This window comes from Protofrankia sp. CiP3 (assembly GCF_917627345.1).
GTDB lineage: Bacteria > Actinomycetota > Actinomycetes > Frankiales > Frankiaceae > Protofrankia.
In genome coordinates this window covers 11742-33159 of sequence record NZ_CAKJTM010000061.1, presented here as the reverse complement: position 1 = coordinate 33159, position 21418 = coordinate 11742, and the positions used below count along the sequence as shown (strand labels likewise).

Below are 21418 nucleotides of genomic sequence, written 5' to 3'. Positions count from 1 at the left end.
CCAAGCTTCAAGATATCGAAGGCCGCACGCACCGCTACTCGGTGGCCTTCGGGTGGGCAGCGCCCGCACGAGTGATCCAAAATCGCTGCTTCTCGTCGTCGACGCAGGAGGGATACCCACCCGCCGCCAGGTAGAGGCCGGGGCAATCCGGCCGACAGGTGGGGGCTCAAAGATGTCATGGGTGCCGATGCGGGAGCCGCCGGGCGCGGGGGCGTCAGCCCCTGCCTCGCCACCAGATCAGCCGTACCACCCTTCAGATCATCCGAGCACACAGCGGAAGCGCCGGCAGCACTCACAGTTCACACGTCATCCTCGTTTCACGGACAGGAGCACACTCTGGTATCACGATCGCTACATCTGGGTGAAAAATCTGGGTGAAAACGGGCCGTCGGAAGAGGTGGGCTTCGCTGATGACCGACGACGTGGCCTCAGCGGTTCTCGACGCGCTGCCCATCGCGGTCGCCGTGCTCGACTCCGATGGCACGGTGCTGCGGCTCAACGAGGCGTGGCGACGCGGCGACGCGACCGGGACCGCCCTCGTCCCCGTCGCGCCGGGCGGGAGCTGGCTTGCCGCATGCGCGGCCGCGAGCGCGCGCCTGCCATACCTCGACCAGCTCGCAACCATCACCAGGCAGCTGCTGGACAACCATCGCGGCCGCCCCCACCTGGAGGTCCACTGTCCGGGACCGCGCGGTCCCCGTTGGCTGCTCGTACGGTTACGCCCGCTCATGGGCGGCCAAGGGCTCGTCGTCCTGGTGGATGACATCACCGAACGGCGTGAGACCGAGGAGAAGCTGCGCCATCACGCGACGCATGACACGCTTACGGGCCTCGCGAACCGGCTGGCGGTGACCGAACGGCTCGCCGAGCTCAGCAGCGGCTTCCCGGCTCAGCCGACTGAGCAGACCAGCGGCAGGGATGACCTCCATCCAGCCGCTTTGTTCTTTCTCGACCTGGACTCCTTGTGCACAATCAACAATACGTTCGGCTACCGCATCGGTGACATGGTCCTGCGGGCCACCGCGGCTCGGCTGGCCTCCGCGCTGCGTCCGACCGACCTGTTGGCCAGATGGGGAGGGGACGAGTTCGTGGTGGTGGCGGGCCATCTGACCAGCACGGACGCGGCGGTCCTAGCCGAGGCGCTGACCCATTCCCTGGCCGAGCCGCTCGCCATCGGCGGGCATCGGATCACAGTGTCGGTCAACGTCGGGATGGCCCTGCTGGACGCCGCCACCGGGTCCATCAACCAGCGGCGGTCAGGGCGCTCCCGATCCGATGAACCACTTTCCCCGGACGCCGTCGAACTCGTCGAGCTGGCGAGCGAGACACTTGTCCGCAGCCGGACCCAGCGCCGCCACCGGCCGCGGCCACGCCTATAGCAGCCCAAAGCAGCCCAAAGCATAAGGCCCGTTATGTCGGTATCAGGACGTATCGTATGACTATGCGCCTGACGCTGACGGTGTCTGACCCGGCTCACGACGTCAGCGCGGACGTCATCCTGGACGCCGACCCGGACACGCCGGTCAGCGCGGTCGCCGATACCCTCACGTGCCGTCTCCGACCGTCCGTCGCGGCGGGCAGGCCAGACCTGTTCGTCGACGGCCGGCTCGTCACCGGAGCGCTCTCCCTCGCCGAGTCCCCGATCCGCGAGGGCACTGTGATCAGCCTCGACTCACCAGCGGGCTGGCTGGCGGGGGAACCGCCCGGCCTGATCGAGGTCCGGGTGATCGGCGGACCGGGCGCGGGTGTGGTTCACCGGCTCGGGCCAGGTGAGTTCGCCGTTGGCTGCGGGGCTGCCTGCGCCGTCCGGCTGGACGATCCCGGCCTCGCGGCCGAGGCGATGACAATCATGGTGATGGCGGACGGCTCGTGTCGCCTCATCCCCACGGCCGCCCATTCTGATCAACAGCCTGCCGCCGTGCTCGTCGACCGCGAACCGCTACAGGCCCCGATCGACCTCCCAGCCGGCGCCCAGATCGCGATCGGGTCCGTCCTGCTGGAGATGGGCACGCCGAGCCAGGCCGACGCCGCGCTCAAGCCGTCCGACGACGGGATGGCCCTCGATTTCAACCGGCCGCCCCGGTTGCTCCCGCCGCTGCGCCGGACACGCTACAAGCTGCCCAGCGAGCCCTCGGAACCGGAACGGCGCCCAATGCCGATCCTCATGGCGCTCATGCCGCTGGGCGCGGGCGTCGCGATGGCACTCCTGTTCCGACAATATTACTTTCTGCTAATGGCCGTCATCGGCCCAGTAGGCATGATCGGGATGCACGTCTCCAGCGACCGGCACGGCAGGCGCAGCTACCGTAAACAACTGGCCGATTACCATGAAAGGCGGGAAGAGGTCGAGACCGACGCGCGCCAAGCGCTGGTCAGCGAACGCTCAGCCCGGCGCGCCGACTTCCCCGATCCGGCGACCGTCCTGCTCACCGCCGTCGGGCCGCGTGGACGCCTGTGGGAACGCCGCCGGGACAATCCCGACTACCTGTGCCTGCGGCTAGGCACCGCCGACCTGCCCAGCGAGGTCGTGATGGAGGACCCGGCCGCTCCGGAACACAAACGTGAGATCACCTGGACGGCGCCGGACGTCCCGGTGACGGTAGCTCTGCCCGAGCGGGGAGTGCTGGGCATCGCCGGCCGCGGCGGCCTGCCCCGGGTGCTCGCCTGCTGGCTGATCGCGCAGGCCGCGACCCTGCACAGCCCACGCGACCTGGCAATCTACATTCTCACCGACAGCTCCGGTGAACCCGCTTGGCAGTGGGTGCGCTGGCTTCCTCACTGCCGTCCGAGCGAAGGCCAGAACACCACTGTCCTGCTCGGGAGCGACGACGAGTCGCGGGCCCGGCGCATCGGCGAGCTGATCAATCAGGTGGCGGCGCGGGCGGCCACCCGGGCGAACCCGACCGGCATGAACCCGCTCGGCGACAGCCCGGACGTACTGGTCGTCATGGACGGCGCGCGCCGGCTGCGGTCCGCGCCCGGAATGATCTCAATCCTGCGGGACGGACCCGCGCTGGGCATCCACTCGATCTGCCTGGACCACGACACCCGGTACCTGCCGGAGGAGTGTCAGGCCGTGGCCGAGGAGACCCGGACCGGGCTGTGCCTCGTGGAGATGCATACCGAGATCGTCCGTGACGTCCGCCCGGATCTCGTCTCGACCGCGCTGCCCGCCGATCCCCACGCCCTGGTGACGGCTGGCAGGGCCGCAGCCTGGTGTGAACGGCTCGCCCGCGCCCTGGCACCGGTCCGCGATGTCGGCGGGGACGACGAGGCGACCATCCCGAGCGCCGCCCGGCTCCTGGACGTGATCGGCCTGGAACCACCAACCGCGGCCACGGTGGCCGCTCGCTGGCTTGTCTGCCCGCGCAGTACCACCTTCCCGGTGGGCCTCTCGTTCGACGGCCCGTTCGCGCTGGACCTCCGCCGGGACGGCCCGCACGGGCTGATCGCCGGCACCACCGGATCCGGCAAGTCCGAGCTGTTGCAGTCGATCGTTGCGTCGCTCGCCGTCGTGAACCGGCCGGATGAAATGACGTTCGTACTCATCGACTACAAGGGCGGCAGCGCCTTCGCCGACTGTGTCCGGCTGCCGCACACGGTCGGCATGGTCACCGACCTCGACACCCACCTGGTGACCCGAGCGCTGGAGTCGTTGTCGGCCGAGCTCCGCCGGCGTGAACGCATCCTGGCCGACGCGGGGGCAAAGGACATCGAAGACTACGCCCTGCTGGCCACCACTGGGACGCGGCGCGCACCGGCCAGCCCGCCGTCGGCACCGTTGCCCCGCCTGTTACTCGTGATCGACGAATTCGCCTCGCTCGCCCGTGAACTGCCCGCTTTCGTCACCGGCCTGGTCAACATCGCGCAGCGTGGCCGTTCGCTCGGTATCCACCTCCTGCTCGCGACACAGCGTCCCAGCGGGGTGGTGTCGCCCGAGATCCGCGCGAACACGAACCTGCGGATAGCGTTGCGCGTCACCGACACCTCGGAGAGCTCCGACGTCATCAACGCGCCGGACGCCGCGCGCATCTCACCGTCCGCCCCCGGCCGTGCCTACGTCCGGCTGGCGCACGCGTCACTCGTCCCGTTCCAGGCCGGCCGGATCGGTGGTCGCCGGCCGGCCAGTGCCGCTGTCGGTGCCACTGTCGGTGCCGCCGGTGTTCGTGGAAGCATCGCCACACTCGGCGCCGGGCCGCGAAAAGATGATCTAGAACAGCCCTGGGTGACTGAGCTGACCTGGCCCGCGTTGGGCCAGCCCCCACCGGCACCGCCACGGCTACGAACATCCAGCAACGAAATCACCGATCTCAAGGTGCTCGTCGAAGCGATCCGGGAAGCCGCCGCCACCTTGCGCGTCGCGCCCCAGCACAGTCCGTGGCTACCGCCGCTGCCCGAACGGCTCACCCTGGCGACGCTGCTGGAATCCGTCTCCGTGCGCCCGAACGCGCTGCCGGCCGTCCCGATCGGCCTGTCGGACCACTGTGACCGCCAGGCTCAGCTCCCCTACACGCTCGACATCGAAAACGGGGGCCACCTGCTCTTCGCCGGTTCACCACGGTCGGGACGATCGACGGCCCTGCGTACTCTGGCCGGATCAATAGCGACAACCATATCCTCCGCCGATGTCCATCTCTACGCGCTGGACTGCGGTAACGGCGCCCTTGCGCCCCTGGCCTCGTTACCGCACACCGGCGCCGTAGTCAGCAGGGACGCTCCCGAGCGGGTTCAACAGCTGCTCGCCCGGATCATCACCGAGATCGTCGAACGGCAGGAGATCTTTGCCGCGCGCGGATACGCCGACCTCGCCGAACAGCGATCTACCGACCATGACCACCCACTGCCCTACCTGATCCTGCTGATCGACCGGTTCGAGGGCTTTCTGGCCTCCTTCGAAGAGGTCGATGGCGGAGCGCTCGTCGACATGCTGACCCGGCTGCTGCGTGAAGGACCATCCGTGGGTCTGCGCATCGTCATGACCGGCGATCGACGCAGCGCGTCCGGTCGATTCAGCACAGCGATCGAGAACCGGTTCGTGCTGCGGATGGCGGACCGATCCGACTACGCCATGATGGGTCTTGCCGCGGGCGCGGTGCCCGATGCGCTACCACCAGGCCGTGGATTTCAGGTCGAAACCTCGGTGGAGACCCAGCTCGCGCTGCTCGCCGAGGATCCGTCCGGCCGCGCCCAGGTCGCGGCGCTGCACGACCTGGGCCTGGCCGCGGCTGTCCGTGACGGAGTGCCACCGGGGCCGGCCGTCGGCGCCCGAACGGACTACCGGCGGCCGTTTCGCATCGACGCGCTGCCGGGACGCATCAGCGTTGCCGAAACTCAGGCGCTGCAGCTGGGACGACGCTCACGGCCGGCGGCCAACGAGACCGGGCGATCCGTGCCGCTCGTCGCGCTCGTCGCACTCGTCGGCGCGGGCGGCAATGAGCTTGCCCCCATCGAGATCGATCTCGCCGCTGACGGACCTGGTTTCGTTGTCGCCGGCCCCGCGCGCTCCGGCCGGAGCACCGCGCTGCTGACCATGGCGAAGTCGCTGCTGGCAGGCGATTCCCAGTTGCTTGTGGTGGCCCCTCGGCGCTCACCGCTGGCGGCGCTCGCGAGCCATCCACAGGTGATCGACGTCCTTGGCGCGGCGGCGAATGCCGCCGACATCGATGCCGCCTGTGCCTCGGCCGTGACGCCGAACAGCCTGGTCATCGTCATGGACGACGCGGAGCTGCTGGCGAACGCGCCGCTGGCCGACCGTATGAGTGAGTTCCTCAGAACCGCTCGCGACGCCGGTCACGCGTTCATCGCGGCCGGAACGACCGAGGATCTGACCAACCAGTACCGCGGGTTCATGGTGGATGCCCGTCGGTCACGATGTGGGATCATTCTCGCGCCGAGCGTCCCCAGCGAAGGGGACCTGTTCGGCGTGCGGCTGTCCCGCGGCAGTTTCGGCACCATGCCCGTCGGCCGCGGACTGTTCGTGCGACGGGGCAGGACGATGCCTGTCCAGATCGCTTTCTCCGTGACTGGGTAACATCCGCTGGCAGGCCACGCCGACAGGCGAACCCGGAAGGTGCGGCGATGACGACGGGCCCGCTCCAACGACGCCTTGATCTGGGTGACGCGCTGGTCATCGGCCTCGGCTCGATGATCGGTGCGGGCGTGTTCGCGGCCTTCGGACCGGCGGCGGGAGCCGCGGGCGCTGGCCTCCTCATCGCCCTCGCGGTCGCCGCGGTGATCGCCTACTGCAACGCCACGTCGTCCGCGCAGCTGGCAGCCCGATATCCCGAGTCCGGTGGCACCTACGTGTACGGGCGACGCCGCCTCGGCGCCGTATGGGGCTATCTCGCCGGTTGGGGATTCGTGGTCGGCAAGACCGCGAGCTGCGCCGCCATGGCCCTGACCGTCGGGGCCTACGCCTGGCCCCAACATCCCCGGCTGGTCGCGGTTGCCGCCGCGGCTCTGCTGAGCGCGGTCAACTACTTCGGGGTGACCAAGACCGCCCGGCTGACCCGGTTGCTCATCACGCTGACCCTGATCGTGCTGGCCCTCGTGGTGATCGCCTGCCTGGCCGGCGGCACCGCCGACGCCGAACGGCTGAGCCCGATCTGGCCCGGGAGCGGGCCGGGTGCGGTCCGCGGCGTACTGCAGGCGGCGGCGCTGCTGTTCTTCGCGTTCGCCGGCTACGCCCGGATCGCCACCTTGGGCGAGGAGGTCCGTGACCCAGCGCGGACGATCCCGAAGGCGGTTTCCGCCGCGCTCGGGCTCACCGTCGGTGTCTACTTCCTTGTCGGGCTGTCCGCGCTGCTGGCCATCGGCCCTGACCGGCTGGCGTCCGCCGTTGACCCACTCGCCGTCGCGGTCAGTGCGGGCAGCCTCCATGCGCTGACTCCCGCGGTTCGTGTGGGCGGGGTGGTGGCGAGCCTCGGGGTGCTGCTGTCGCTGCTTGCCGGGGTCGGACGCACCACCCTCGCAATGGCCCGCGAAAGGGATCTCCCCGGCTGGCTTGCCGCGGTGCATCCACGCCATGGCGTTCCACACCGAGCGGAACTGCTGCTCGGTGGCATTGTGGTCGTCATCGTCACCGTGATCGATGTTCGGAACGCAATCGGATTCTCCAGTTTCACGATCCTCGTCTACTACGCGATCGCCAACGCCAGCGCCTTCACCCTGGACGGTCCGCAGCGCCGCTGGCTACGGCCGGTCACGCTGGTCGGTGGCGCTGGTTGTGTCGTCCTCGCGTTCACCCTGCCGGCTACCAGCGTCATCACCGGTCTCGGCGTTCTCACCGCCGGTGTTGCGCTTCGAGCCGTGCGTAGATCACATCCCTGAGTTCGACCGCCCGGCCTCGACCGCCTGAGTTCGATCGCCTGGCCAGTCAGGCGGCCGAGGCCAGGCGATCAGGGATGTGCGGCACGCTCCACGTTGCTGGGGCCGAACTGAAAAGTCGCGGTCAGCGCGTCGAACAGATCGTGCAATGCGTCCACGAGCACCACGTTCGGGCTGGAGCAGGCGATCAGGACGACTGCGTCCGACCGCGGGAGTGGGACAAAGGTCTGCATCGTCGTCGTCCTGATCCAACCCGCCCGATCAGGCAGCGTGATGTCCTCGACACCATAGGCACGGACGGCCCGCCCGACCCGGGGAAGATCCACAAGTGCCACCATCGTCCACGTGTCGTCCAGCGATCGGGCGACCTTCTCCGACAGCGTGGCCAGAATGGCGTCCGGAGCGACGCCATTCGTCTGGTCTCCATCCGTCCAGCCCCCTTCGGGGGCAGGAAGTAACGAGACTGTCACACTGGCGGACAGGATCGCACCCTCCACCGGCTCAGCCATGACCCCGCAGAACAGTGCACCACCAGCAGCGGCGTCGCTGGCGGCATTACGCAGCATGCGCGAGATCGCCAAGCGGTTCTCGGCGAGTTCGGGAACAGCACGTGTACGCGCACGGACCAGCGCATCGATGGATGCCCGGCGGGTCACCGGATTCAGGTCGACCTCAAACCAGGTGTCGGGAACCGCGATCGAGAATTCGGTGCTTGCCAGCCCGCCGGCCGCAGAGTCGCCGCTCAGCTCTCCCTCACCCCTTCATCCGTAGGGTGGGGCGCCCTGATCGGATCCGCCGTCAGATTCGTCGCCAGATCGGCATCGACCTGGCGCAGTACCCGAGCGGACTCCGAGGCCATCGTCGCCAGCTTGTTCGCGTTCTCATCGATCTTCCTGCGCCCATCGCTCCAGTCATGTTCGAAATCGTCGAGGGCGCTCTCGATTTCGGCCGAACCCAACTGGCCGTGGTAATACCCGAGCGTTGACCGAGTTGCGTTCATCGTCGATCGGACAGACGCGAGATTGCTCGCGAGGGCATCCAGACCCGAAAGATCGACTGACACGCGGTCAGCAGTCATTGAAACCCGCCTCCGTTGCGTACCCACCACTGCACGCGGATCGTCATAACCAGTGACCGAGGCAGCGCCCGGCACAGCTGGCACCCAGCCGAACGGCAACCGCGGATAGGATGATCAGCCTCCTAACCTTGCCCGCGCAGCGAGTTCGCGAGCTGGGTATCGGCCGTGCGGAAGGCCTCCGCGGCCCTCTTGAGGTACTCGGCCATCCCGTCCAGGCCGGCCAACGTGTTGGTGACACCGGTGTTGAACGTGTCGTAGGAGTCCTGGAACTGCACACTCGACTGGTCGGTGACGTAACCGCTGGCGACCAGGCCGTCGACCGTGCGTTTCAAGGTGTTCAGGTGCGCCTCGATGTCGGCCTTGCCGTTACGGAGCCGGGTACTCGCGTCGTCCATTTCGGTGTAGGTGACGTTGAGATTGGGCATCGCCTCTGGCCTCTTTCGGAAAGATGGGAAGTTGCTGGCGAAGCGGGCGGGATGCGGGATGCGCTGTCACGCGGAGGCAGGTCGCTCGGTGATCGTCAAGCTGCGATCGCCAGCTTGTAACTACTATAAGTAACATAACAGATACATATCGTGCTACATCCACATGTCGGCAGGCCCACTCCGCAGCAGCTTCGCCGCGTCGAGCATCCCACGAACTTCGCCCATGTTGGTATGGTTATAGACGTTTTTGTCCAAATCTACTGTTTTGCACCGCCCGCCGACATCCCATGAAGAGGCCCGATAGCCACTCCGCCAATAGATCAACATGTCGGTCGGCGACAATCGGACCGCTCAGCGAGATCCGCACGCCAGCAGCCCGACCCGAGCCGCACCTGCCAGGCCAGGCAAAAGATCTACAAAAATGACTTTCAGTAATAGTTAAACCATATAAAGTGATGGCGTTTATCCACAGCCCAGACAAGACTCTGGGCGGCCTGATCGCGGGGGAAGACCATGAACAGCGTGACACCGTCCCGCCGCGACCGCGCCGGAACATCCGGCCGCCGGCACGCGAGGCTGACCGCACGGGCCGCTTCCCCGCCCGTCCCGCGGCGAGCACGGTTGCGCGCAGCCAGGGCCTTCGCGCTCCTCGCCACAATCATCGTCGGCGTGCCAGCCATGCTGGTGCTGCTGGTCGGTCCACCGATTCCCATGGCCTGGGCGCCAGCCTGGGCACCGGCGCGCACAGTCGACCCAGCGAGCCTGCTGGCGATCATGGCGGACGTGGTGTGGCTGGCCTGGGTGCACTTCGTCATCTGTGTGATCGCCGAGTGGTGGTCCGGACGGCGGGGCTCGGCGCTGCCGCTGCGGATCCCTCTGGGCGGCAGCTCGCAGACGCTGGCGCACCGTCTCGTCGCCGCCACCCTGCTGTTCTCCGGCACAGCCATCCTCCTCACGCCCGGCACAAACGAGCCCAGGCCGCGTCCCGCCATCACGGCGTCGGCTGTCCGTCCGCTCGCCGATGACGCGGCATCTCTCGGCTCTTCCCGTGGTTCCCCGGGCGTTTCGCCAGGTGGTGCGACCGGTGCTGCAGCCGGTGAAAGCCAGTCCGAAGGCTCCGGTACCGCAGTGGCCGCGAACGTCGATACCGGGGTCATGGCTGCCGCGGGCGTTATCACGCCCTTACGGGGGATTGCCGGTTCCGCGCTGCTGGCCGCGGGAGTGGTGGTGGCGCTTGCCGAACGGCGGCCACGGAGGAACGCGGATGATGCGGTCGATGACTTCGAAACCATGCTCCGCCTCGCCGCCGATGTCGGGGCAGCCCGATTTGTCGACCAGGCGCTGCGGGTGCTTTCCGCGGAGCTGACCAAGGCCGGTCGTGCCCTGCCTCCGGTGTACGCGGCGGCTCTCAGCGATTCCGCGCTGCTGCTTCACATCGCGCCAGCCGAACCTGAAGGGCCACCGCCGCCATGGCGAGTTGGCGAGATACCGGGACACTGGCTCATCGACCGGCTCGCGGACACGCCCGACGGCCTGCCCGCGGGTGTTGTCGCAGGGATTCCGGCGAGCACGCCCGCACCCTATCCGGGCCTCGCCACGGTTGGCACGGACGGCCACGGCGCCCAGATTCTCGTGGACATCGAAGGCGCCCCAGGGATCATCAGCCTGGTCGGGGATGCCGCCGTGGCTCGTGAAGCAGTTGTGTCCATCGCGGTGGAACTTGCCACGAACCTCTGGTCGGATGACCTCCGCGTCTACATGATTGGCTTTCCTGAGCTCACCGCGCCGATCGTCCCGGACAGGCTGCGAACCAGTAGCAGTCTCGACGAGGTTCTGAGCGAACTGTCCGATCGCGGCTCACGGCACGGTGGCGCGGCCGGCGGCACGAGGGATCCGGCCGGCAGCGGGCGGGAGCACAACGGTCATGGAAACGATGTGAACAGCACCTTCGACGCGGCGCTGCGAGGCCGGCAAGCAGCGCGGACCCAGGCGCTGTGGGCGCCGGACCTGCTGGTGCTGCCCGAGCCTCCGTCCGGCGACGATGTCGCGCGGCTGTCGGTTCTCGCCACTGGACGCACCCAGGGCATCGGAGTAATAACAGTAGGCGACACTGCCGCGACCCGCTGGCGCTTCACGGTAGACGCCGAGCGCAGGCTGTCCTTGGGTGTCCTCGGGCTGGACGTCAACGCCTTGACGTTGTCAGCACCCGAATACGCGGCCATCCTGGAGATGTTCAGCCAACCTGATGCGGGTTCAACGTCCTGGAACACGCCCGGCCCCGAGCCACGCGCGCTGCCGGCGGCTCTTCCAAGCGCCGAAATGGTCAGGTCTGTGGACGGGGGTTCAGCAGCGGCCACGTCGGCGCCCGGCCCAGAGCTGACACCGGCACCGGCACCCGTCCCGTGGGTACCGGAAATTCCGCGGTGGATGCGCCCCCTCGGCTCCGGCCCGCAGACGCCATCCCCTGGCGCGCCCGACAGCCACAGACATGCGCCGATCCCGGCCATCCCGCCGATACCGCCTCCGCCCCCACCGGCAACCACGCCGCCACCGACCCCACCGCCCAGGCCCCCGTCACCTCCAGGGGAACGGGCCATGGTGCTCAATCCGCCATATTCCCTCGATACCGGTGCAGGAGGGGAAGAGGCGGCAAGCGGGACAACCCCGGGGTCCGCAGGATCCCGAACGATCCCGGCCACGGGCCTGCCGGCGCTCCCGCCACCTCGGTCCTTTCCGGTCCAGGCTGTGCCCGCCCAATCCGCTGGAACTCCGCAGAACGCGCTGGCGCAGGTGTCCATGTGGGAAGCCGTGGCCCGACGTCCGCCGCCCGTTCTTCCGCCCGGCGAGAAGCGACCGGATGACACACCCATCCAGGCGCCGCATCCGACATCACCGACGCCACCGACGCGGCGGCCTCAGTCACAGCGCCCCCATCTGCTCCCACCGGGCGAGCTTCCAGGCATCCCGGAGCAATCAGGTGAGGAGGAACCCCCACGCAGAAAAACCCACGATCACACGGCCCTCGGCGCAAGCATCGAACCGCCCGCTCTCCGGCCGCACCAGGAAAATAATGATCAAAAAACCTTCGACCCAGGCAGGGAAGCACGCACAGGCGGCGCCTCCGGAAATGACACGCTGCCCCGGTCCGGGCCGCCTGCCAGCCCGCCTTCACCCCTGCCTGACCTGAGTACACCCGCCTCGGCCGCGCTGGTTCTTCGACCAGGAACACCCCTGTTTGTGACTGTGGACCTCTACCGCCCGAGCGAAGCCGAGATCCGTGTTCTGGGGACCGTCACCGTCGACGCTCCCGGTCCGCTGGAGGCTGATCGCAGGGACCTGCTGACCGAGCTGGTGATCTATCTCGCCCTGCATCGCGACGGAACAGCCATCCATGACCTCAGTACGACGCTCTGGCCGCACGGCGTACCTGACGACGTGGTGATGGCGGCTCTCGACCACGCCCGTGCCTGGCTTGGGCCAGGCAGCGGCGGCAGTCCGCGCATCACCGCCAGCGCCGACGGATCCTGGCGGCTCGCGGACGACCTCCGGTGCGACTGGGACCTGTTCGTCGCCTACGCCCGTCGCTCCAAGCAGCCGGACGCCGATGCCGAAGAGAATCTCAGCAACGCATTACGGCTGGTCACCGGTCCTTTATGGACGAATCTGCCGGATCAGCGCTACCGCTGGCTGACCTCGAGCACCATTAGGACGGCGACCACGACCGCGGTTGTGGACGTGGCCCACCGACTTGCCATGCTCACGCTCGGCTATGGAGACACCCTGACCGCCGTCGCGGCATGCCGGACCGGCCTGCGCGCTGTGCCGACCGCCGAGGTCCTCTGGCAAGACCTATTACGCACCGTAGCCGCCCGACACGACCGCAAAGCGCTCGAAGCCGTGATCAGCGAAATGCACCGTGTGATCACGCCACCGCGAAGCGGCCTGAAGATTCAGGCTGAGACAGGGGCGCTGATACGGGAGCTCCTGTCGGGCCTTCGCCACCGATAGCCGGAACATCAGCCGGTAGCCGGAGTACCAAACCGCGGAGCCACCGGGCAAAAGCGCCAAGGCCGCGCCGCGAGAAGGGTTCGATTCACGGTCGGTCAGCCGTACGGCCTGTTGGCCCGGTACGGCGGGGGCACGGAAGACGGCGGTTGCCACGGTCCCGGCATCGGCAGCAGCGGGCCGCCGGCGCGAGTCCCGAACAGCGCAAGCACCGCGATCGTCCCGAACGCGGCGACGTGGACATCTGGCAGATCCAGGCTGGTGCCGCCAAGCGGGACAAAAAAGCGCGCTGGCAGAAACAGCGGCACCTTCACCCGCAGGAGCGCCACCGCGACTGTGACCCTCGCCGCGAAGAGAAAGAAACGGTCCAACCGGCGATCGCAGAGTAAACCCAGCGCTATCAACCCGATAGCCACGGCAAAACTGTCCGCCATGTAAATCCTGAGTCCCGGCTGGAACATCTCGAGCGCACAGACGCCGACAGCCGTCGCTGCGATGAGAAATGCCGGGCCTCCGGACGGCACCAGCAGACTGGCAAGAAGCAGCAGCCCCCCGACAACAGATGCCCCGATCAGACTGCTTTGCTCGGGAAGGAGATAGGATTTCCACAGTGGATAGGCCCGGGCGAACATGACGACGCCCAGCCCGACTGACAACAGGACAAAGGCTGTCCAGCGCCCCGAGCTCCAACCAGCGGTCCAGCCTCGCCAGGAAAAAACGGTGATCATAGCCACCGCGGCACCCAGCGCGATCATCCACCAACCCGCATGGGTTGGCTGGTGGATGATCTCATGAGTCCAACCGAGTTCTGCCAGCGACATCACTGACAGGCCGACGACGCAGCCACCCGCGAAGTCACGCCAACCACCCCATCGGTTTCCAGCCACAAGACCGATGATTGATACCGGCAACGCCAGAAACGCGATCCCGAATTCGCCAAAAACATCCCACAAATCACCGTTCCGGTAGAGCCCCGGTACCCGCAGCGCCGCGGGAATCAGCGCAAGGAGCGCTGCCACCAGCAGGACGGCCAGAATCGGCATCGACATCGGCATGGAACGGCCGAACCAGCCCTGTTGGGGCGGGCCCGGGGGGGCAAGAATGCGACGCAGGTCGGTCGCGGCCGGTGGTGCCGCTTCCGCCTCCGCCGCGGCCGGTGGTGCTGGCTGCGGCGTCAGCAGTTCCTCGCGGGCTGACCGCTGCCAGCCGTCCGGCGGGGGCGTCTCAGGCAAAGAGCCGGGGTAGCCGCCCACGCCTGGTGGCGGCGGGGTCTGCCAGCCCGGCCACGGGGCTTCCCGACGGGTCGCTGGGGGGTGCCCGTACTGGCGTGCCGGCGGTGGGACGTCCGCGCCACGGACGAGACGCGTCGCGATCCGCTCCGATTCGGTGATGCCGTGTATCTGCTGGCCGGTGAGACCGGCCACCACGGCAGCGGCGGCGAGGCGCTCGGCAGGCGCTTTGGCCAGCGCCCTGGCGATCACCGAGGCAAACGGATCAGGAATGCCATCAAGATCGGGGGGACCGCCGAGCACCCTGGCCATCGACGCGGTCGGCGTCTCAGCGGCAAAGGGATGCCGGCCAGTCGCGGCGAACGCGACGCAGGTGCCCCAGGCGAAGATGTCGGCAGCGGGTCCGGCGCGTTCACCGGATAGCTGCTCAGGTGACATCCAGGCGACGGTTCCGATACTGAAACCAGTTTTCGTGTTCACAGTGGCATCGGACAACCGGGCAATACCGAAGTCGATGACCTTCGGCCCGTCCCACGCCATAATGATGTTCCCGGGTTTGAGGTCACGGTGCACCACCCCGGCGCCATGGATGACGACCAAGGCCTCCGCGAGGCCGACGGCGAGACTCATCAGCGCGGTGCCGTCCAGACGGCCACGCCGACGCACGGCGTCCGCCAGGCTCACACCGTCCACATAGGCGGTTGCCATCCACGGCCGGGGAGCGTCGACGTCCGCGTCAAGCACCTCGGCGACGAAGGTGCCACGCACCCGCCTGGCAGCCGTGACCTCCTGCCGAAAACGCGCGCGGAACTCGGGATCCGCGGCAACGTTGCGGTGCGGGAACTTGATCGCCACCGGCGTGTCGTCCGGGGCAAAACCCTGGTAGACGACCCCCATACCGCCTTCACCAAGCCGGCCATGCAGGCGGTACGGCCCAACCGAGCGCGGATCGTCAGCAGCCAGCGGCGCGAGCATTCAATCCCCTCTCGCCGACCCTGATCACCTACGGAGATTACCCGACTGCACAGACCCCACCCGAATCCTGGTCATACATCCGTCACATACCCCATCAATAGTCGCGAACTCGTCGCACGATCAGATGACCGTATGATCCAGACATCCACAACCAGCCGGACAGCGTGGCCGCGAAGACACCAGGACCGTGACCGTCATGGCCAGGGCGATCACAACGAGCAACGCGGTCTGCGGGCCTGCCAACGCCGTGAGACCTCCGACGAGAGGCGGACCCAGAGGCCAGCCTACAGAGCCGAGGCTGATGCCCGCGGCGAGCGAGATTCCCGCGGCCCTTCCACGGGTAAAAGACGCTCCAGCCCGCCACATCCCCTCAGACAGGGGCTCGACGGGCAGATCAGACACAGTGGCACCAGCTGGCGGCCATGACATCAATGATCAATAATGACCGGCCGGCGACCGGCGAGCCGCACCGACCATCACCGCACTGATGCCCGCTCAGAGATCATCCGCTGGTGTTGTAGTCTTGCCCAGTCGGTCCGCTATGGTGGTCCGACAGGCGCTCGTAGCTCAACGGATAGAGCACTTGACTACGGATCAAGAGGCTGGGGGTTCGAGTCCCTCCGAGCGCGCGCCGGTTGAGGCAGGTCAGGGGCACGGAGCCAGTCATGGTTCCGTGCCCCTGATGGTTCAGTGATCGCCAGTACTGCAATTCGTACTGCAATTGGAAACAATCAGCCCTCGGACACCTCGGCGCCACCCCGACCGTCGTCACATTCCGTAACAGCCGGGCGGGTGGACGACGTCACACCATCCCGACGACGGACCAGCTGCCCGTCCGACGGGTTGGTCGAACGCGACGGGAGTGCCAGCGATGAGGTGGCGGCAGGAAGTGTGGCCGTGGGTAATTAGAGAGTCGCCGCAGCCACAGGAGCCTGGATCCTCATCGAGGATGGGGTCGGGCAGGCTCCCGCAGCCGCCGCAGGTGACCAGCGGGGGCAGGCGCGGCGCGGGCACACCCCGCTGGTCCATGTGCGCGGCCGTGGGTCGGGGCGGTGTCCGTCGCAGGGATGGCTTGGCCAGTCCCCGAACTATCCTCCCAGACCCTGCGGCACAGAGGCCGGCGGGACGCGCCGACGGCGTTCTCCTGGCGCCACGACCGGGATATGGAGAACAAAATAGTAAAAACGGAAATATGGGGGATTCTTGACCTGGCAACGCATACTTATTTCGCTTACAGTAATGTTCGCAGCAAGTATTCTACAACTCGTACTAACTGTTACCGCCCGACGAGATTCAAGCGCGGCATCCACAGGGCATATTTTTGAGTGGCAAGACGCAGATCTGTGGGCAGACTGGATCAATAATGCCATCCTAGCCTTTGGAATTCTCGCACTCAAAAATGGCGCCGAACTGAAAAGTAGTCAGGTTGGCATTCTCCTAGGATGCCTAGTCATCGGTTTAGCCATTATTCCAAATTACGTTAGATGGTATGGAACGGATCCCGCGACAGGAAATCTGTACAAGTATCGTGGACTACTTGCCTCGAACGCCATGTCCATTTTTCTCCTGGTAGCCGCGCTTATAGCAGGAGTCGACCTCTACTCGTAGGAAGTGAAGCTAGAATGCGTCGCCGATTTGTAGCGCTACGCCGTTGGCTTGGAGCGCAAATTGGACCTATCCTGATAATTCTGACCCTAGGATCGGCCGCCCTCATTACAGCTACGCTCTTGGAAGGATTTTTACTAGCAGCCGCTATTATGGGCATGGCAATCGTGCTGGGCACTCTAGCAACTCTGACGATCACACAGTTATATCAAAATCAAGTATACGAAACTCTACAGCTCCTGCAACACAACCCCAGTTCTTCTGAGCTTAGAAGTAAGGCTCGTGAATCACTCGTACAACTTCCTCTCGCCGAGCAAATCAAGACATTTCAGCGTGTAGTAGGATACAGCACAATGGACGAACTTGACATCGATGCTATCCTCTCGGATCGAGAGCGAGATCTTACAGATCGCGTTGGCGATGCGCTAACACGAGCATTTAGATCACGATCATAGTTGATTCGGAATAACTAAATACTCCAACCATAAAGATCACATTTCAAACGCTCCAGCGCCACCTGTATCATCGTCATATTCCGTAACAGCCGGGCGGGTGGACGACGCCAACCGGCCAAGGATGGTGTCCATACTCGCCGCCGTCCCACGCCGGACGTCTTCCAACACATCGATGTAGATGTCCGCCGTGGTGGCAATGCGGGTGTGCCGAAGCAACGCCCGGATCTCGTTGAGGTCCACCCCGGCACGGAACAACAGCGTGGCCGACGTGTGCCTCAAATCGTGAACACGTGTTCGATGGACATCCGCGGCCGCACAAACCCTGTCCCACCAGCGATTAACGTTCCGCGGCTGGATCCCCCGACCCGTAGACGTGGTAAACACCAGCCCGTCGTCATGCCAGACCGGCGCCGCCGCTCTCGCCGCATCCTGCCGTGCCTTGTGCTCACGCAGCACGACCACGACCATCTCCGGCAGCGCGAGAGTCGCCTTCGACCCCCTAGTCTTCAACTGCTCATCTTCCACCAACTCCCAGCGCTTGCGGCCCGTGTCCGGATCCACCCCGACCAGCCGCCGCCGCTGCTTACGCCGGATCACCACCGTGCCCGCGTCCAGATCAATCACATCCCAGCGCAGCCCGAGCGCCTCCCCCTTGCGCAGCCCCAACGCCAACATGACCATCCACAGCCCGGCAAGCCGATCCACCAGCGCCACCGCCAGCACCCGGCCCGCGTCCACCTCGCCCAGCGCCCGCACCGGCGCATCATCCCTGCGCGGCGCCTGGACCAGCTCCGCGACGTTCCGCACCAGCAATTCCTCACGGACCGCGTCCTTCAACGCCAGCCGCAGAATCGTCACCAGATAGCGGACACTACGCGCCGACAGCGGCCTGATCGGCTTCGGTGCGGGAGTCGGAACCCGCTTCGCCGGACCAGGCGTGCGCCCACCGGGCCGCTGTGGCCGATCGGCCCCGGCCGCGTGCTTCCGCGCTTCCTTCTCCACGGCCCGGCGTGCTTTCTCCTCCTCCTGTCGCTGGCGAGCGGCGAGACCGGCCGCGGACGGTTCGGTGAGCTTCGCGGTCATCCGCTGCCGGACGTGTGCTGTCGACAGCTTCCGCAGTTCGTGGCGACCCAGCACCGGGATGATGTGTAACCGCACCAGCAGCTCATACGACTCCGCGGTTGATTCCGCCAGGGTGCCCGCCACCACCCGGGAGGGCAGCACCACCGTCACCCACTGATCGAGATACTCCCCCACCGTCATCCGGGTGGACACCACCGGAACGCCGTCATCGATCGCCCGCCGCACCTTGCGGATCTCGTCAACAACGGCCTCTTTCGTCTTGCCGTACACGGTCTTGCGCGTGCCATCCGGCATGCTGACCTGACCGGCCCAGCCGTTGCGGTACCGATACGCCGACCCCTCGTTGTTCCCCCGCCGGCTCCCCTTCCCCGCAGCCATCAGGCACCATCCAACGGGTTACCATCCGGCCAGGCGATCCGGTCGCACCACGGGCAGCCGTACCGGCTGTCACCCATGTCGCAGGCGAACACCTCATGCCCGGTCGAATCCGCGAACCAGCGGCCCTGACCACGGCCGGCACGCTCAAGATGCGCATGCAAAGCCGCGACCACAGACACCGCGCGCGGCCCGTCGTCGGGTTCAGACACCACGAAAGATCACTCCTTGCCGAACAATCGAACGGAGAAGATAAAGAGGCGGGAAATGCGCCGGACAACGCCGCATACGCATGTCATGTGGCGTGGCTGTTCCGGTCCTCTGGACGCGGAAGGGTCTGCCAGGGAACCGGCCGCGTCCAGGGCGCTGACGCGTCACTATGTGATCGGCTTCGCCGACCCTGGACCCGTCCGGCCCCCCGACAGATCAGGCGCCTACCAGAGGAACGGAAGAAAAATGGGGGAGAAGCGACGAACCGCGTGGGTCAGCGCATAGCAGGGATACGCGGCGGGTCACCGATACCCGGCGGCAGCAGCGCCGGTGACCCGGGAATCATCCGGAAGATCAGCGTGATGTCGACATCGCCGAAGGCTTCGATGAACACCGTGTCTACCGGCACTGCGACGAGCGCCGCGCGCAGGTCGGCCGGATCGGCACCCGGCCGAATGGTGACCTTCCAGTCGCCGGCGTCGGACCGCTGCACGGTCACGAACGGCGGCTGGTTGGACGGGGTGCGCCACGGGCCATGGTCAGGCGGAATGATGGGCATGGGTCTCGCTCCCTTGGCATGAAGGGTTGGGATCAAGGTCCCGGTGTGGTGTTGACGCACCCACCGGGACCGCCGTCTTCTTGACGGTTGCCTAGCTCGTATCGAGTCTGCGGGATGGACTGGGCAACCGTCAAGTACTCTTCTGTCGTGCATCACCTCATGGGCGCCGCAGAGATCGGAAAACGACTCGGGGTCAGCCGGCAGCGGGTGAGCCAGCTTGCGCAGGACCCGACGTTCCCGAAGCCCGTTGCCGACCTCGCTGCCGGCCGGATCTGGGAAACCGCGGACGTCGAGCGCTGGATTGCCGAACATCGACCCGACACAACCGGCGACAACCGCAAGTGAGCGCGGCGGAGCCCGCGCCATCACTGATTCACGCCGCCTTGTCATCGCCAACACGCCCACAGAGCCGATCGACGTAGGCGGTGAGCGCCGCCCGCGGTATCCGTCGCGACCGGTCGATCACCACAGAGTCGATCAGCCCCGCCTTCATCAACTGATAGAGCTTCGCGCGACTCACCCGCAGTTCAGCCGCCGCTTCAGCCGGGGTGAGAAGAAGCGTGTGCACAGTTCCTCCCTCCTATGATCGTCACGAGTAGGGTTCAGGCCGCACGGGGCATGCCGGGATCGGCTGCCGAAACCGGGTGGGGATCGCCGCGCGCCGCACGAGCCGCGTCCAACTGGGCGCGCCAGTGGTGACGATCCGCGACCGCGCGCAGGAGGAGATGTTCACGACGCGGAGCGGCTGGATCCCCGGGGCGGAGGAGCTGCCAGACAACGCGATCAGGTCTGCCGCTGGCGGCGTCGTCGGTTCCGGTGTGGCCGAGGATCGCGAGCTGTTCCCGAACCCACGTCTTACGATCTTCCCGATGGTCGGTGAGGGTCTTACCCGACCATTTCCGGGAAACCAGCACGCGGCGACCGCCGAAACCGAGGGTTTCCCGCCGGTGGGCCTTACCCCGGCACCGGCCGGGCACGAGCCCGCCGCGGGGGTTCTTCGGCTGGACGCCGTAGCGCAGCCAGTTCGCACACGTCGGCGCGCATGGCTCGTAGCGCAGAGCCTCGGCGAGCCGGTCGACATGCGCCCGCTGCGCGTCAGTGGCGACGTCGTGACAGGCGTCCAACGACTTGGTCAGATACTTGGTCAGATAGCCGATCAACCGGCCGGTGTTCGCGCTGTTCGCCGTCACCCCGTCTGCGCGGACCTGCACCCCGAACCGGACCACATGGGCGGGTTCGGCATCCTCCCCGATCGCGTCCAGCGCCGCATCCCAGGTCGGCAGCGATGCCCCCGAGTCCGGGTCGCGGTAGTTGCCGGTCTGCTCGTCCCAGACCGGCAGCCGATCCGGGCTGTAGATCGCCCGGTCACACGCCGGCCACCACACCTGGTGGTAGGTCGCCGCCGCGACATGCCGCAGCAGCACCCGGGGGATCGTCCCGCGCATCGCCGCATGCAGATGCGGGGCAAGGCGCCGTTGCGGTTCCAGGCAGGCGAAGTACTGGACGTCGTACCCCACCGCCCGGCGCAGGTTCTGCCAGAACCGATCCACCAGCTTCGGGAAATGGATCGCGTCGCGGGCCGCCCGCCGGTAGTCGTAGCCTTCCGGATCGACCGGCGTGCCCTCCGAGGTCACCCGGCCGTAGCTGTCACAGGTCAGCGTGAGGAACATCGACGGCCGCCACACCGTCCCGTCCGATCCGGTGAACGTCCGCCCGACCGTGCGCCGGTCCACCGGCAGCCGGGGCAGGTCCGGGGCATCCTGCCGACGTTTCGTCGACCGGGTCCGCCGGGGCCGGTCCCGGCTGTCCGGCGCGCTCTTGCCCCGCACGCCGAGATCGTTCAACGCGGCGTCCACCTGCGAGATCAAATCGTCGACCTCGCCGACCTGCTCCACATCGTGGCCGGTCACAGCATCCGTCCGGACGGCTTCAAGATCCGCCCGGAGCTGGACCAGGGTCTTCACGTCGTCGGTCGGCGGGTCGGGGTCGGGTAGCGGTTCGTCGTCGAGATGCCACCCGGCCTGGCACTGCGCCATCCGCAGCTTCCGTGCCCGCTCCGCACACGACGGGCACTTCGAGGCCAGGGTGGCCCC

Annotated in this window: 14 protein-coding genes and 1 tRNA gene; 6 read left to right on the top strand and 9 right to left on the bottom strand. The window is 66.9% G+C overall.

Translation table 11 applies throughout. From position 1 onward, the window contains the following. Positions 1 to 410: 410 nt before the first annotated feature. From MJ797_RS18455 to MJ797_RS18445, 3 genes are all read left to right on the top strand, one after another. The gene (locus tag MJ797_RS18455) at positions 411 to 1379 is read left to right on the top strand and encodes a sensor domain-containing diguanylate cyclase (protein ID WP_239336760.1); all 969 of its coding nucleotides are present in this window, start codon (positions 411 to 413) and stop codon (positions 1377 to 1379) included. Between the two features lie 62 nt (positions 1380 to 1441). Then, positions 1442 to 6031, top strand: coding sequence for an FtsK/SpoIIIE domain-containing protein (locus MJ797_RS18450; RefSeq protein WP_374582536.1), 4590 nt, complete (start codon positions 1442 to 1444; stop codon positions 6029 to 6031). A gap of 47 nt (positions 6032 to 6078) precedes the next feature. Continuing rightward, positions 6079 to 7329: an APC family permease gene (locus tag MJ797_RS18445; protein WP_239336751.1), complete on the top strand. Its 1251-nt coding sequence runs from the start codon at positions 6079 to 6081 to the stop codon at positions 7327 to 7329. 68 nt (positions 7330 to 7397) lie between these two features. Here MJ797_RS18445 and MJ797_RS18440 read toward each other — a convergent pair whose 3' ends face one another. The 3 genes from MJ797_RS18440 to MJ797_RS18430 all read right to left on the bottom strand — a co-directional run bounded on the left by MJ797_RS18440 (position 7398) and on the right by MJ797_RS18430 (position 8829). Further along, positions 7398 to 7982, bottom strand: a complete 585-nt coding sequence (locus MJ797_RS18440; RefSeq protein ID WP_239336748.1) for a hypothetical protein — start codon at positions 7980 to 7982, stop codon at positions 7398 to 7400. 86 nt (positions 7983 to 8068) lie between these two features. Next, on the bottom strand, positions 8069 to 8404 hold the full coding sequence (locus MJ797_RS18435) for a hypothetical protein (RefSeq protein WP_239336745.1): 336 nt from the start codon (positions 8402 to 8404) through the stop codon (positions 8069 to 8071). A 122-nt stretch (positions 8405 to 8526) separates the two neighbouring features. Further along, positions 8527 to 8829, bottom strand: coding sequence for a WXG100 family type VII secretion target (locus MJ797_RS18430; RefSeq protein WP_239336742.1), 303 nt, complete (start codon positions 8827 to 8829; stop codon positions 8527 to 8529). Positions 8830 to 9342: 513 nt separating this feature from the next. Here MJ797_RS18430 and MJ797_RS18425 point away from each other — a divergent pair. Beyond that, on the top strand, positions 9343 to 12837 hold the full coding sequence (locus MJ797_RS18425; protein ID WP_239336739.1) for a bacterial transcriptional activator domain-containing protein: 3495 nt from the start codon (positions 9343 to 9345) through the stop codon (positions 12835 to 12837). A 95-nt stretch (positions 12838 to 12932) separates the two neighbouring features. Here MJ797_RS18425 and MJ797_RS18420 read toward each other — a convergent pair whose 3' ends face one another. Continuing rightward, complete coding sequence (locus MJ797_RS18420; protein ID WP_239336736.1) at positions 12933 to 15038, bottom strand: serine/threonine-protein kinase; 2106 nt, start codon at positions 15036 to 15038, stop codon at positions 12933 to 12935. A gap of 556 nt (positions 15039 to 15594) precedes the next feature. Here MJ797_RS18420 and MJ797_RS18415 point away from each other — a divergent pair. After that, positions 15595 to 15667: transfer RNA gene (locus MJ797_RS18415), tRNA-Arg, on the top strand. A 1467-nt stretch (positions 15668 to 17134) separates the two neighbouring features. Here MJ797_RS18415 and MJ797_RS18410 read toward each other — a convergent pair. From MJ797_RS18410 to MJ797_RS18400, 3 genes are all read right to left on the bottom strand, one after another. Further along, positions 17135 to 18559 (bottom strand): site-specific integrase, encoded by a 1425-nt coding sequence (locus MJ797_RS18410; protein WP_239336733.1) that lies wholly within the window; start codon positions 18557 to 18559, stop codon positions 17135 to 17137. After that, the gene (locus MJ797_RS18405; protein WP_239336731.1) at positions 18559 to 18771 is read right to left on the bottom strand and encodes a hypothetical protein; all 213 of its coding nucleotides are present in this window, start codon (positions 18769 to 18771) and stop codon (positions 18559 to 18561) included. Before MJ797_RS18405 ends, MJ797_RS18410 begins: the two co-directional genes overlap by 1 nt. Positions 18772 to 19040: 269 nt before the next feature. Next, positions 19041 to 19325 carry a hypothetical protein gene (locus tag MJ797_RS18400; RefSeq protein ID WP_239336729.1) on the bottom strand — a complete coding sequence of 95 codons (285 nt, stop codon included), beginning with the start codon at positions 19323 to 19325 and terminating at the stop codon, positions 19041 to 19043. Between the two features lie 114 nt (positions 19326 to 19439). Between MJ797_RS18400 and MJ797_RS18395 the strand changes: the two genes are divergently transcribed. After that, on the top strand, positions 19440 to 19670 hold the full coding sequence (locus MJ797_RS18395; protein ID WP_374582531.1) for a helix-turn-helix transcriptional regulator: 231 nt from the start codon (positions 19440 to 19442) through the stop codon (positions 19668 to 19670). 28 nt (positions 19671 to 19698) lie between these two features. Here MJ797_RS18395 and MJ797_RS18390 read toward each other — a convergent pair whose 3' ends face one another. Together MJ797_RS18390 and MJ797_RS18385 are read right to left on the bottom strand one after the other, a co-directional pair. Continuing rightward, positions 19699 to 19893, bottom strand: a complete 195-nt coding sequence (locus tag MJ797_RS18390) for a helix-turn-helix domain-containing protein (RefSeq protein ID WP_239336727.1) — start codon at positions 19891 to 19893, stop codon at positions 19699 to 19701. A 34-nt stretch (positions 19894 to 19927) separates the two neighbouring features. Beyond that, positions 19928 to 21418, bottom strand: a 1491-nt coding sequence (locus tag MJ797_RS18385; protein ID WP_239336725.1) for a replication initiator, incomplete at its 5' end; no start/stop codon positions are given.

Coding starts and splice junctions, on each gene's coding strand:
- MJ797_RS18455 (WP_239336760.1), top strand. CDS start 411: ATGACCGACGACGTGGCCTCAGCGGTTCTCGACGCGCTGCCCATCGCG.
- MJ797_RS18450 (WP_374582536.1), top strand. CDS start 1,442: ATGCGCCTGACGCTGACGGTGTCTGACCCGGCTCACGACGTCAGCGCG.
- MJ797_RS18445 (WP_239336751.1), top strand. CDS start 6,079: ATGACGACGGGCCCGCTCCAACGACGCCTTGATCTGGGTGACGCGCTG.
- MJ797_RS18435 (WP_239336745.1), bottom strand. CDS start 8,404: ATGACTGCTGACCGCGTGTCAGTCGATCTTTCGGGTCTGGATGCCCTC.
- MJ797_RS18430 (WP_239336742.1), bottom strand. CDS start 8,829: ATGCCCAATCTCAACGTCACCTACACCGAAATGGACGACGCGAGTACC.
- MJ797_RS18425 (WP_239336739.1), top strand. CDS start 9,343: ATGAACAGCGTGACACCGTCCCGCCGCGACCGCGCCGGAACATCCGGC.
- MJ797_RS18420 (WP_239336736.1), bottom strand. CDS start 15,038: ATGCTCGCGCCGCTGGCTGCTGACGATCCGCGCTCGGTTGGGCCGTAC.
- MJ797_RS18410 (WP_239336733.1), bottom strand. CDS start 18,559: ATGGCTGCGGGGAAGGGGAGCCGGCGGGGGAACAACGAGGGGTCGGCG.
- MJ797_RS18400 (WP_239336729.1), bottom strand. CDS start 19,325: ATGCCCATCATTCCGCCTGACCATGGCCCGTGGCGCACCCCGTCCAAC.
- MJ797_RS18395 (WP_374582531.1), top strand. CDS start 19,440: ATGGACTGGGCAACCGTCAAGTACTCTTCTGTCGTGCATCACCTCATG.